This is a genomic window from Streptomyces sp. NPDC057424, assembly GCF_042803315.1.
In the GTDB taxonomy this organism is placed as follows: Bacteria; Actinomycetota; Actinomycetes; order Streptomycetales; family Streptomycetaceae; genus Streptomyces.
In genome coordinates this window covers 1-11,594 of the sequence record NZ_JBHVCP010000057.1, presented here as the reverse complement: position 1 = coordinate 11,594, position 11,594 = coordinate 1, and the positions used below count along the sequence as shown (strand labels likewise).

Annotated in this window: 10 protein-coding genes and 1 pseudogene; 7 read left to right on the top strand and 4 right to left on the bottom strand. The window is 71.4% G+C overall.

Translation table 11 applies throughout. The features are described from left to right. Nucleotides 1–611 precede the first annotated feature (611 nt). From ACFU3E_RS31585 to ACFU3E_RS31565, 5 genes are read left to right on the top strand one after another with little or no spacing between them, the layout of a single operon-like run. Nucleotides 612–1,466, top strand: a complete 855-nt coding sequence (locus ACFU3E_RS31585) for an ABC transporter permease (protein ID WP_384165933.1) — start codon at nt 612–614, stop codon at nt 1,464–1,466. After that, on the top strand, nt 1,463–2,350 hold the full coding sequence (locus ACFU3E_RS31580) for a carbohydrate ABC transporter permease (RefSeq protein ID WP_384165929.1): 888 nt from the start codon (nt 1,463–1,465) through the stop codon (nt 2,348–2,350). Before ACFU3E_RS31585 ends, ACFU3E_RS31580 begins: the two co-directional genes overlap by 4 nt. Before the next feature lie 17 nt (nt 2,351–2,367). After that, complete coding sequence (locus tag ACFU3E_RS31575; protein ID WP_384165926.1) at nt 2,368–4,017, top strand: sugar ABC transporter substrate-binding protein; 1,650 nt, start codon at nt 2,368–2,370, stop codon at nt 4,015–4,017. Nucleotides 4,018–4,060: 43 nt separating this feature from the next. Then, nucleotides 4,061–5,116, top strand: a complete 1,056-nt coding sequence (locus ACFU3E_RS31570; RefSeq protein WP_384166020.1) for a LacI family DNA-binding transcriptional regulator — start codon at nt 4,061–4,063, stop codon at nt 5,114–5,116. A 22-nt stretch (nt 5,117–5,138) separates the two neighbouring features. Continuing rightward, nucleotides 5,139–7,079 carry a DUF2264 domain-containing protein gene (locus ACFU3E_RS31565; RefSeq protein ID WP_384165923.1) on the top strand — a complete coding sequence of 647 codons (1,941 nt, stop codon included), beginning with the start codon at nt 5,139–5,141 and terminating at the stop codon, nt 7,077–7,079. An 8-nt stretch (nt 7,080–7,087) separates the two neighbouring features. Here ACFU3E_RS31565 and ACFU3E_RS31560 read toward each other — a convergent pair whose 3' ends face one another. The 4 genes and pseudogenes from ACFU3E_RS31560 to ACFU3E_RS31545 form a co-directional block, all read right to left on the bottom strand. After that, a complete protein-coding gene (locus ACFU3E_RS31560) occupies nt 7,088–8,581 on the bottom strand; it encodes a tripartite tricarboxylate transporter permease (protein ID WP_384165920.1) in 1,494 nt (497 codons plus the stop codon). Between the two features lies 1 nt (nt 8,582). Then, nucleotides 8,583–9,119 carry a tripartite tricarboxylate transporter TctB family protein gene (locus tag ACFU3E_RS31555; RefSeq protein ID WP_384165917.1) on the bottom strand — a complete coding sequence of 179 codons (537 nt, stop codon included), beginning with the start codon at nt 9,117–9,119 and terminating at the stop codon, nt 8,583–8,585. After that, nucleotides 9,116–10,099 (bottom strand): Bug family tripartite tricarboxylate transporter substrate binding protein, encoded by a 984-nt coding sequence (locus ACFU3E_RS31550; protein WP_384166017.1) that lies wholly within the window; start codon nt 10,097–10,099, stop codon nt 9,116–9,118. The genes ACFU3E_RS31555 and ACFU3E_RS31550 overlap by 4 nt, the downstream gene beginning before the upstream one ends. Nucleotides 10,100–10,356: 257 nt before the next feature. Further along, a pseudogene (locus tag ACFU3E_RS31545) lies at nt 10,357–10,628 on the bottom strand (flavin-binding oxidoreductase); the annotation flags it as partial. 169 nt (nt 10,629–10,797) lie between these two features. Here ACFU3E_RS31545 and ACFU3E_RS31540 point away from each other — a divergent pair. Both ACFU3E_RS31540 and ACFU3E_RS31535 read left to right on the top strand, forming a co-directional pair. Next, nucleotides 10,798–10,968 carry a DUF5670 family protein gene (locus tag ACFU3E_RS31540; RefSeq protein ID WP_184567467.1) on the top strand — a complete coding sequence of 57 codons (171 nt, stop codon included), beginning with the start codon at nt 10,798–10,800 and terminating at the stop codon, nt 10,966–10,968. Nucleotides 10,969–11,056: 88 nt separating this feature from the next. After that, nucleotides 11,057–11,548, top strand: coding sequence for a hemerythrin domain-containing protein (locus tag ACFU3E_RS31535; RefSeq protein WP_384165914.1), 492 nt, complete (start codon nt 11,057–11,059; stop codon nt 11,546–11,548). The last annotated feature ends 46 nt before the right edge of the window (nt 11,549–11,594 follow it).

The following is an 11,594-nucleotide window of genomic DNA, read 5'->3' as shown; positions in this document are numbered from 1 at the left end:
TCACCCGGTACGCCCCCGGCGAGGCGTTCGCGTCCGGCGCGCGCTCGCACTGCCCGGCCAAGGACCCGCACGGCACGGCGATCCCGCTCGACGCGCACATCGGGCTCGCCGACCCCCGGCTCCGAGAGCCGTCACCACCCCTACCCTGCGGTGGGATCGCAACCACGACCGGGGCGCCGGCAGGGTCGGCAAACTCGACACGGTGCTGGTCTTCCGATGCTGCCGGCAGGACGAGTGCCGCCAGTTCGAGGCCACGCGGACCCGGCTGATCGACGAGCCTGTCGTCGACTGCGTCTCCCCGGCCGGCGGCGGCTGCTTTTCGCCCTGCCCGGTGTGCCGGACTCCTCCGACCGGCTGGGCAGCGTGCCGCTCTCGGCCTGACGCACAAGGCCCGTCCCGAAGTCCCGTCCGTGCCAGAAGTGTTGACCACGTACTGAAAGCGTTTTAGCTTCCCCTCACCGGACACGCCGAAGTGAGGGGGAACCGTGGCAACTGGCTTACGGGAACGACCAGGTGAACAGGGGGTGAGTTCCAGTCACCGCCCGTCCGGAGGGGTGCAGCATCAGCGTAAAGGTTTTCAGAACCGCAGGAGCCGGACGCTGTTCCTGCTCATGCTCCCCGGCGTCGCCTACTTCCTGCTGTTCCACTACGGCGCCCTCGTCGGAAACGTCATCGCGTTCAAGGAGTACGTGCCGTTCGACGGCCTGTGGGGCAGCCCCTGGGTGGGGTTCGGCAACTTCCGGCGCATGTTCGAGGACGGCGCCTTCTGGGACGCGGTCCTCAACACCCTCTGGATCGCGGTCCTCCAACTGGTCTTCTACTTCCCGGTGCCGCTCGGGCTCGCCCTGCTGCTGCACACCCTCACCTGGAGCTCGGTACGCCGGTTCGTGCAGTCGGTGGCGTATCTGCCGCACTTCATCTCGTGGGTGATCGTCGTCGCGCTGTTCCAGCAGGTGCTCGGCGACACCGGCCTGCTCAACAGCGGCCTGAGCGGGGCCGGTCTGCACACCGTCGACATCATCGGCGACCCGGACGCCTTCAAGCCGCTCGTCGTCGCCCAGGTCATCTGGAAGGACGCCGGCTGGGGCACGATCATCTTCCTCGCCGCCCTGGCCCAGGTCGACGAGCAGCAGTACGAGGCGGCCGCCATCGACGGCGCCGGGCCCTGGCGGCGCTTCTGGCACGTCACGCTGCCCGCCGTCCGCCCGGTGGTCGTGCTGCTGCTCATCATGCGGCTCGGCGACATCCTCTCCGTCGGCTTCGAGCAGATGCTGCTGCAGCGCGACGCGGTCGGCCCCCAGGCCGCCGAGGTCATCGACACCTTCGTCTACCACCAGGGCATCGTCGGCGGCGACTACGGGTTCGCGGCGGCGGCCGGCCTGTTCAAGGGGCTCGTCGGCGCCCTCCTCGTCTACGCGGCCAACAAGGTCGCCCACCGCCTCGGCGAACAGGGGGTCTACCGGTGAGCGCGTCCGCCCGGCCCGCCTGGATGGAGAAGCCCCGGCCGCTCACCCAGGCCGCCAAGGTCCTCGCCCTGGCCACGGTCGTGCTGCTGGTGTGCGTGCCGTTCCTGGTGATCGTCTCGACGTCACTGGCCTCCACCCGAGAGGTCGTCGACAACGGCGGCTGGGTGCTGTGGCCCAGCGAGCCCACGCTCGACGCATACCGCGACATCTTCGACGGCGGCATCGTCACCCACGCTCTCGGCGTCAGCGCCGGCGTGACCATCGCGGGCACCCTGCTCAGCCTCGCCTGCACGGTGACCCTGGCCTACGCGCTGTCCCGCCCGGGCGTCCTCGGTGGCAAACCCGTGCTGCTGCTGGTGCTGTTCACGTTCCTCTTCCCGCCCGGCATGATCCCGGGCTTCCTGCTCGTCAAGGAACTCGGCCTGCTCGACTCCTACGCCTCACTCGTCCTGCCCGTCCTGGTCAACGTGTTCAACCTGGTCGTCCTGCGCGGCTTCTTCCAGTCGGTCCCCGAGGAGCTCTACGAGGCCGCCCGGCTGGACGGGGCAGGGGACTGGCGGGTGCTGGTGTCGGTGGTGCTGCCGCTGTCCAAGGCCGCGCTCGCCGTCGTCGGCCTGTTCTACGCCGTGGCCTACTGGAACTCCTGGTTCTACGCCTCGCTGTACCTGGAGAGCGACCACTGGCCGCTCCAGCAGGTGCTGCGCACCTATGTGGTGGCCGGGGCCGGGCTCACCGACGCGACCACCGGAGAGGCCACCGTCACCGCCCCGCAGACCGTGCAGATGGCGGTGCTCGTGATCGCCACCGTGCCGATCCTGCTGGTCTACCCCTTCCTGCAGAAGTACTTCACCAAAGGCGTGCTCACCGGCGCCATCAAGAGCTGACACGAGGTGGTTCACCCATGCCCCGCATGTCCCGACGCACCCTTCTGCGCTCCATGGCGGTGGGCGGTGCCGCCGTCTCCGCCCCCGGTCTGCTGACCGCCTGCTCCTCGGGCTCCGGCGACGGCGACGTCTCCAACGCCGGGAAGAAGCTCGCGCCGTGGCCGGCGTACAGGCCCGCGGCGGGCCCGGAGCCCGACCTCGCCCCCACCGGCGAGGGAGTCCAGGCCGGTTACACCTCCTACCCGTCCGACCTGGTCACGTCGGTCTCCCGCACCCCCGGCGACGGCTCCACCGTCCGCGTCATGACCGTCTCCTTCGGCACGCCGCCCAAGCCCGCCTCCGCCAACCGCTTCTGGGCGGCCGTCGAGAAGGCCCTCGGCGTGACGATCGAGTACACGATCATCTCCCAGGCCGACTACCAGAAGAAGATGGCCACGGTCATGGCGGGTGATGCCGACGCCCTGCCGGACATCATCAACATGTTCGCCGGCTTCACGCTGCCCCGGGAGGCGCAGTTCGTGCAGCGACGCGCCCAGGACCTCACGCCGTACCTGTCCGGCGACGCGATCGCCGACTACCCCAACCTCGCCAACATCCCCACCCACGCCTGGCGCGACATGGGCCGTATCGGCGGACGCCTCTACGGTGTCCCGCTGGAACGCCCGCTGCCCGGCTCGACGCTGTGGATCAACCAGGACATGTTCGCCGACTCGGGGATGAAGGTTGGCTGGAGCGCCGAGGACTTCACCGCAGTGGCCCGGCGTGGCACGCACGGCAGGACGTACATGCTCGGCGCCGCCAACGGGTCCCTCTTCGGCAACGGCTTCCACTCCGCCGCCCACAACGCCCCCCAGCGCTGGGCCGTCACCAAGGACGGCACCTTCCTGACGGCGGCCGCCGACGAACGCTACAAGGCCTCGATCGCCTTCCAGACGCAGCTGCGCAAGAACGGCTCCTACCACCCCGACGCCACCTCCATCTCCCAGATCGACCTGACGACCCTCTACTACAACGGCACCGTCGGCTCGATGCAGGACGGGTTCGGCGCCTACCTGCCCAAGTACCGGGAGTCCAAAGGCAAGATGAACCCCGCTGCCGCCCTCCCGTACGGCGTCGGCGGCGAGCCCGGCGGCATCGTCGCCGCACGCCGCTCCTTCGGTTACACCGTGCTGAAGAAGGCGAAGAAGGAACGCGTCCAGTTGCTGCTGCGCGTCCTCGACTACCTCGCCGCGCCCTTCGGCAGCCGGGAATGGGAGCTCGTCCACTACGGCGTCGAGGGCGTCCACTTCACCCGCGGCAAGGACGGCTCGCCCGAGCTCACCAAGCTCGGCGAGGTCGAGAACAACACCAACCTGCCGCTGAAGTACCTCGCCGAAGGCCCCCAGGTGCTGTTCCTGCCCGGCATGCCCGACGCCGCGCGGGCGCTGCACACCTGGCAGCGGAAGGTCGTACCGCACGCCATCCGCGACGCCTCCTTCGGGCTGCAGTCCGCGACGAACAACTCCCACGGCGCCACCCTGAAGACGTTCCTCGACGACACCGTCACCGGGATCATCGCCGGGCGGCTGCCGTTGACGGAGTGGGACGCGGCGGTGCAGAAGTGGCGGAGCCGGGGCGGCGACAGAATGGCCGACGAGTACGCGAAGGACTACGCGGCCAACGCCTGAACAGCGGTGGGCGGAAGAGGAGACGCGGGGGATGGGGAACGACATGGGGACCAAGGGGCGGGTCACGATCCGCGACGTCGCCGACCGGGCGGGCGTGTCCACGGCGACCGCCTCTCGCGCCCTCAGCGGCAACCACCCGGTGCCCGCCGCGACCCGGGCCCGGGTCCTGCGCGCGGCCCGCGACCTCGACTACGTGGCCAACGCGCACGCCCGCGCCCTGGTCGGCGGCGGTCGCAAGATGGCGGCCGTCGTGGTCCGCCAGGTCACCAGCCCCTTCTACGCGCAGGTCGCCGAGGGTGTGGAGGCGGAGGCCGCCGACCGCGGCTGGCTCTGCGTGGTCGGCGCCACCGGCGGCGACGCACAGCGCGAGTTGGAGTTCGTGCAGCTCATGCGGGAGGAAGGGGCCCGGCTGGTGATCCTGGTCGGCGGGGTCGTCGAGGACGACGCCTACCGCGAGCGCGTCGCCCACTACGCCCACGCCCTCGACTCCTCCGGCGCCCGCCTCGTGCTCTGCGGCCGGCCCGCGCCGGGACCCGAAATCCCCGCGTTGGTCGTGGAGTTCGACAACGAGGCCGGAGCCCGCGCCGTCACCGGTCATCTGCTGTCGGCCGGGCACCGCGGGATCGTCTTCCTCGGCGGGCTGCCCGGCAACACCGCCCTCGACGCCCGCGTCGCCGGCTACCGGGCCGCCCTCGCCGAGCACGGGCTGCCGCCGGAGGCCGCGCAGGTCGTCGACTGCGGACTCGGCCGCGCCGCCGGCCACCGCGCCATGACCGGACTGCTGAAGAAGACACGGGAGTTCACCGCCGTCTTCGCCGGGGACGACATGGTCGCCGCCGGCGCCCTGCGCGCCATCGCCGACGCCGGGCTGAGCGTCCCCGGTGACATCTCCGTCGTCGGCTACAACGACATCCCCCTCGCCGAGGACTTCAACCCGCCCCTCACCACCGTCCGCACCCCCGCCGAGGAACTGGGACGCGCCGCCGTGCGCATCGCCCTGCGCGACCCCGAGCACGCCGCCGGGGCCCACCACCTGCTCGGCACCCACATCGTCGTCCGCGACAGCGTCGGCCCGCCTCCGCCCGGGCGTGCCCTGTGACCAACGGAGGAACCGCACCCGTATGAGCGCGCCGCACGTGTCGCTCCCCGACCCGACGCACCTTCCCAACCTGCCCCGTCTGCCCCCCGTGGACTCGCTGACCTCGCCCGTCACCGGCTGGACCCGCGCCCACTGGGAGGCCGTCGCCGACCGACTCCTCGACGCCCTGACGCCCTACGCCTCCCCGGGCCTGGCCCAGTACCGGCTCCCCGGGCCCCCCAGCCACTCCGGCCCCTGGTCGGACGGCCTGGAGGGCTTCGCCCGTTCTTTCCTGCTGGCCGCGTTCCGCATCGCCGGCTCGGGCGGGCGCGAGACACCCGGCCTGATCGAGCGGTACGCCGCCGGGCTCGCGTCCGGCACCGACCCGCACAGCCCCGACCACTGGCCACCCATCACCGACCGCGGCCAGCCCATGGTCGAGGCGGCGTCGGTCGCGATCGCCCTGCACGAGACCCGTCGCTGGATCTGGGACCGGCTCGACGACCGCGTACGGCAACGGATCGCCGACTGGCTGGGCGGCTTCGTCGGAGCGGTCGTCAACGACTCCAACTGGCGACTTTTCCAGGTCATCACCGAGGAGTTCCTCGCCTCCGTCGGAGCCCCGCACGAACGCCGGGAGATCGACGCCGGGCTCGCCCGCCTGGAGGACTGGTACCGCGGCGACGGCTGGTACACCGACGGCGACGGCCGCAAGTTCGACTACTACAACGCCTGGGCCCTGCACCTGTACCCGGTGCTGTGGGCCCGGATCGCGGGGCCGCGCGCCGACCCCGGGCTGGTGGCGGAGCACCGGGCGCGCCTGCGCTCGTTCCTCCACGACCACCAGCACTTCTTCGGCGCCGACGGTGCTCCCGTCCACCAAGGCCGGTCCCTCACCTACCGGTTCGGTACGACGGCGCCCCTGTGGGCGGGTGCGCTCGCCGACGCCACCCCGCTGCCGCCGGGCCGCACCCGCCGCCTGGCCTCGGGGGCGCTGAAGCACTTCGCCGAGCGGGGCGTGCCCGACGAACGGGGGCTGCTCACGCTCGGCTGGTACCGGCCCTTTCCTCCCGCCACCCAGCGGTACTCCGGCCCCGCGTCCCCGTACTGGGCGAGCAAGGCCTTCCTCGGCCTGCTCCTGCCCGCCGGCCACCCCGTGTGGACCGCCTGCGAGGAACCCGGCCCGGCCGAGACGGGCGACGTCCGCCGCGCGCTCCCCGCCCCGGGCTGGCTGCTGCACTCCACCGCGGCCGACGGGCTCGTACGACTCGTCAACCACGGCAGCGACCGCCTGCCACCCCCGCCCGCGGCGTCGGACGACAGCCCGCACTACGCCCGGCTCGCCTACTCCAGCGCCACGGCCCCCGAGACACCACCGGCCCCGCACACCGGCCCCGACAACCACATCGCGCTGCTCGCCCCCGACGGCACACCCACCCCGCGCGGCCGGATCCACCCTCTGGGAGCCGAAGGCGCTCGTGCCGCCTCCTGGCACCGGGCCGTGCTCCCGGGCAGCGGCGACGGGCATCGCATCGAGACGGTCAGCGTGGTCCACGGCGCGTGGGAGGTGCGTGTGCACCGCGTCGACGCGCCGCCCGGCACACCCGTACGCGAGGGCGGCTGGGCCGTCGCCGACGACACCGTGCCCCCGGCCGGGCGGACCGGCCCGGGCCGGGCGTTGGCCCGGCGCGCGGATGGGCTGACCAGCACGATCGTGGGACTGCACGGGTGGCAGGACGCCGCGGCGGCGGTGGCCCACGCGGTCGGCACCAACGCCTGCGGCCACCACTCGGCGACCCCCTGCCTCACCTTGCCCGCCCACCCGGGCGGCACCCACCTCCTGGTGACCCTCGTCGTGCTCAGCGCCGACCCGGACGTGAACGGCGACCCGTGCGCGCGAGTTTCAGGAACGCGCGTACGTGTCGCCGCGACCGGCGAGGTGGAGATCCGCTTCCCGGACGGCACCCTGGAGCAGGTGCCGTGACGACCGGGTCAGGCCGCGGAGCGGCTCCGCGTCACCGCCTTCCTCAGCAGCGGCCACACCAGCAGCAGCACGATCACCGCGTACACGGTCACCGCGAACGGCGTGTTGACCAGACCGGTCACGCTTCCGTCGCTGATCTGCAGGGAGCGCCGCAACTGCTGCTCGGCGTTCGGGCCGAGGATCACCCCGATCACCGCGGGCAGCACGGGCAGCCCGTAGCGGCGCATGCCGAAGCCGATCAGGCCGATGATCAGCAGGATCACCAGGTCGATCACCTCACCGCCGACCGCGTACGCGCCGACCGCCGCGAAGAACATGATCCCGGCGTACAGGTACGGCCGCGGGATGCGCAGCAGCTTGGCCCACACCGGCGCCAGCGGCAGGTTCAGCGCGAGCAGCAGCACCATGCCGACGAACAGCGAGGCGATCAGGCCCCACACCAGGTCGGGTTCGCGCTCGAAGAGCAGCGGGCCCGGCTGGATGCCGTACTGCTGGAAGGCGGCCAGCATCACGGCCGCGACCGCCGTGGTCGGCAGGCCCAGGGTCAGCATCGACACCAGGGTGCCCGCCGCCGAGGCCGACGCCGCCGACTCCGGGCCCGCGACCCCCTCGATGGCGCCGTTGCCCCACTCGTCCTTGTGCTTCGACAGGCGCTTCTCCGTCACGTACGACAGGAAGGTGGGGATCTCCGCGCCGCCTGCCGGGATCGCGCCGAACGGGAAGCCGATGAACGGGCCGCGCAGCCATGACTTCCAGGTCCGGTTCACCTCCGCGCGCCCCAGCCACGGCCGCCCGACCGGGATCGGCTCCGGCGGTCTGCGCCGCAGGTGCGCGGCGACCCACAGGGCCTCGCCGATCGCGAAGAGCCCGACCGCGACGATCACCACGTCGATGCCGTCGGCCAGTTGGAGTGAGCCGAACGTCAGGCGCTGCTGGCCGGTCATCTGGTCCAGGCCCACCAGGCCAAGAGTGAGTCCGATCAGCAGGGAGGCGAGGCCCCGGATGCGCGACGAGCCGAGCACCGAGGTCACCGCGATGAACGCTAGGACCATGATGGCGAAGTAGTCCGGCGCCCCGATGTCCACGGCCAGCTTGGCGACCGTCGGTGCGAGCGCCACGAGAAGGAGCGTGCCGATCAGGCCGCCCGTGAAGTGACCGATCGCGGCCGCCGCCAGGGCCTGCGCGCCGCGCCCGGACTTGGCCATGGGGTTGCCCTCCATGGCCGCCACCACCGCCGCGCTCTCACCCGGGGTGTTGAGCAGGATGGAGGTGGTCGAACCGCCGAACATCGCGCCGTAGTAGATGCCGGCGAACATGATGAACGCGCCGATCGGGTCGAGGCCGTACGTCACCGGCAGCAGCAGCGCCACCGCCATCGCCGGGCCGATGCCCGGCAGTACGCCGATCGCCGTGCCGAGCAGCACACCGATGACGGCCCAGAGGAGATTGATCGGCGTGAGGGCCGTACCGAAGCCGTCCAGAAGGGAGTTGAAGGAATCCATGTCACAGCACTCCCATCAGCGGACCGCCGGGCAGGGGCACTCCGAGCAGGTTGTTGAAGAGGGTGTAGGTGACGAGGGAGAGCCCGGCCGCGAGAAGCGGGTCACGGTCGATCCGGCGGCTGCCGAGCGCGAACGCCGCGCCCCAGAAGAGCAGCGCACCCGCGACGGGGAAACCGGCCGGCTCGATCAGGACGGCCGCGCCGAGGAACACCCCGGAGAGCAGCAGCACCGTGCGCCAGTCGGCGGGCTCGGACAGGTCGATGTCCTCACCGCCCTCGGCCTGGCCCCGGCCACCGCGCAGCACGTCCACGGCGAGGAGCGCGGCGATCACCAGCAGACCGGCACCGACGACGACCGGCACGGTCTTCGGGCCGACCGGGCCGCGCTGGGCTATGTCGACGTCCATGGTGAGCGCGTCCGTCAGGACGAGGACGCCCAGCATCAGCAGCAGTACGCACACTCCGAGTTCGGAGTGCTCCCGCAGCCACGAGCGCCGCTCGTCACGCTCGGCGGGGGGAATGTCGGTCTGCGTCGTCACAGTCCCAGCTCCTTCAGCACCGAAACCACCCGCTTGTCCTCGGCGTCGAGGAACGCGCCGAACTCCTCACCGGTGAGGAAGGCGTCGTCCCAGCCGTTCTGCCGCAGGGACGTGCGCCACTCGTCCGAGTCGTGGAGCTCCTCGATCAGCTTCACGAGCTTGTCGCGCTCCCCGTCGTTCAGGCCGGGCGGGGCGACGATGCCGCGCCAGTTGGTGAAGTTCACGTCGTAGCCCGCCTCCTTCAGCGTGGGCCCGTCCAGGCCCTCGACGCGCTCCGGGCCGGTGACCGCGAGGAGACGCAGCTCGCCCGCCTTGATCTGGTCCAGGTACTCGCCGACCCCGGAGACACCGAAGGCGACCTTGTTGCCGAGGATCGAGGCGAGGAGCTCGCCGCCGCCGTCGAAGGGGATGTAGTTGACCTGCTTCGGGGAGATCCCGGCGGCCCGCGCCATCAGCATCGGCGCGAGGTGGTCGGGCCCGCCGGGCGACGAGCCGCCGCCCACGGGGAGCTTGCCGGGGTTCTCCTTCCAGGCGCCGATCAGGTCGTCGATCGTCTGGTACGGCGAGTTCTTCGCCACGACGACCACGTCCTGCTCCTCGGTGAGCCGGGCGATCGGTGTGGTGTCTCCGAGCGTCTTCGGCGCGTCGTTGGAGCGGACGGCGCCCACGACCCCGAGGCCCATGGACATGGCGAGCTTGCCGTTGCCGTGCTCGCTCACCAGCCGGCTCAGACCGACCGTGCCGCCGGCGCCGGGCAGGTTGAACACCTCGATGTTGTGCGTGAGTCCGGCGTCCTCGGCGTTCTTCGCTGCCGTCCGGGCCGTGATGTCGTAGCCGCCGCCGGGCGTGTTGGGGACCATGAAACGCAGGCCCGGGATCTGTGTGCCGGTCTCGGAGCCGCTGCCGGTGGTCAGCAGCGGCGGTCCGGCGAGCACGAGCACGGCGGCCCCGAGCAGGGCCAGGGGGGTGCGCAGGCGCACGAGTGCCACCACCTGTCGGTACGTCGATGCGGGTAGGGAAAGGCCCTGTGGGGGAGGGTGATGTGCGCCACATGGTGCCCGGGCCGCAGTGGCCTGTCTCCCTTGCGGAACCAACGGAGGTTCTGGTCTTTGTGGTCACCGGGACGACCGCGCGGCCGCGAACCCGCACCGCGAGACAGGTACGGCTCCGGCGCCGGGGCGCCAGGGCCATTGCATGCGTGGCGGTTCAGCGCCCCCTGCGACGTGTGCGCCCCCTGCGACGTGCGGATCTCCAGGGCGGCCCGCCCGGCGGGCTCCAGGGTTCCTTCGGTCCGGGGCGGCTCGACGGTCGTGTGGTCGCCGGGGAAGTGTGACGGCCCTCGGCCGAGGGGGCGGCGGGCAGCAACTCCGTGTGCTGTCCGGGCGGGAGCATGGACGCCTCCCCGTAGGCGTGCGGGTCGCGCAGCCGGCTCCGCGTACGTCCCGCGCCGGTGCAGGAGGCCTCGATGTGCCGGCCGTGGACCTGCTGGAGACCGCACAGAGCCGTAGGAGGCGGGCACGACCGCCACAGCTCGGCTCCGTCGCCCGCGCGCGGGGCCGGAGCCGTGTTCCGCCCGGTCAAAGCGTCCGAGTGCCCCTGCTCCTAGTGAAGAAACACGAAGATTCGACTGTGTGTTCGCTTGCAGCCGGGGCAACCGGAGGAACGGAGGTTGATAACCATGGTTCCCCTGCTTCTCGTCCTGCTGCTGGCCCTGGTCCTTTTCGGTGCGGGCTTCGCGCTGAAAGCCCTGTGGTGGATCGCGGTGATCGTGCTGGTCCTGTGGCTGCTCGGCTTTGTGCTGCGCACCGCGGACAGTGGTGGCCGAAAGGGCCGCTGGTATCGCTGGTAGACCACACGCCGCCTTCGGCGAGCGAAACGTCAGGAATGGGGTAAAGGAAAGTGGTCCGATGCTCTCCCGGGAAAGGCGTTCCATTTCCATGGCCGACACGAAAGACGTCGTAGAACTCATTCTTCAGGACCACCGTCGCATGGAAGACCTCTTCCGTCGGATGCGGAGCGTCGAGGACGACCGGGCGGGTGCGTTGCGGGAGTTCGCGGACCTGCTGATCGCGCACGCGCAGGCCGAGGAGGCCAGGGTCTACCCGGCGCTCAAGCGGTACAAGAACATCGACGACGAAGAGGTCGAGCACGGCGAGCACGAGCACGACGAGGGCAACGAGGCCCTCCTGGAGCTCCTCGAGGTCGAGGAGGTCGGCTCCGAGGAGTGGGACTCGAAGCTCGAGGAGCTGGTGCAGGCCGTCACCCACCACGCCGACGAGGAGGAGCGCACCATCCTCAACGGCGCGCGGGAGAACGTGGCGATGGAGCGCCGCGAGGAGCTCGGCCTGGCGTTCTGGCAGGAGCGTGAGCGTCAGCTGAAGGCCGGGTGCGGTTCCGTCGAGAACGTACGCAAGATCGTCGAGTCCTGACTCGAACATGCCGGCCCGGATGGCCACCCCCCCCGCGGGCGGTGGC

What these genes read in the sequence shown, in the direction of transcription:
- ACFU3E_RS31560 (WP_384165920.1), bottom strand. Translation starts at nt 8,581, where the DNA reads ATGGATTCCTTCAACTCCCTTCTGGACGGCTTCGGTACGGCCCTCACG.
- ACFU3E_RS31565 (WP_384165923.1), top strand. Translation starts at nt 5,139, where the DNA reads ATGAGCGCGCCGCACGTGTCGCTCCCCGACCCGACGCACCTTCCCAAC.
- ACFU3E_RS31570 (WP_384166020.1), top strand. Translation starts at nt 4,061, where the DNA reads ATGGGGACCAAGGGGCGGGTCACGATCCGCGACGTCGCCGACCGGGCG.
- ACFU3E_RS31575 (WP_384165926.1), top strand. Translation starts at nt 2,368, where the DNA reads ATGCCCCGCATGTCCCGACGCACCCTTCTGCGCTCCATGGCGGTGGGC.
- ACFU3E_RS31535 (WP_384165914.1), top strand. Translation starts at nt 11,057, where the DNA reads ATGGCCGACACGAAAGACGTCGTAGAACTCATTCTTCAGGACCACCGT.
- ACFU3E_RS31585 (WP_384165933.1), top strand. Translation starts at nt 612, where the DNA reads ATGCTCCCCGGCGTCGCCTACTTCCTGCTGTTCCACTACGGCGCCCTC.
- ACFU3E_RS31540 (WP_184567467.1), top strand. Translation starts at nt 10,798, where the DNA reads ATGGTTCCCCTGCTTCTCGTCCTGCTGCTGGCCCTGGTCCTTTTCGGT.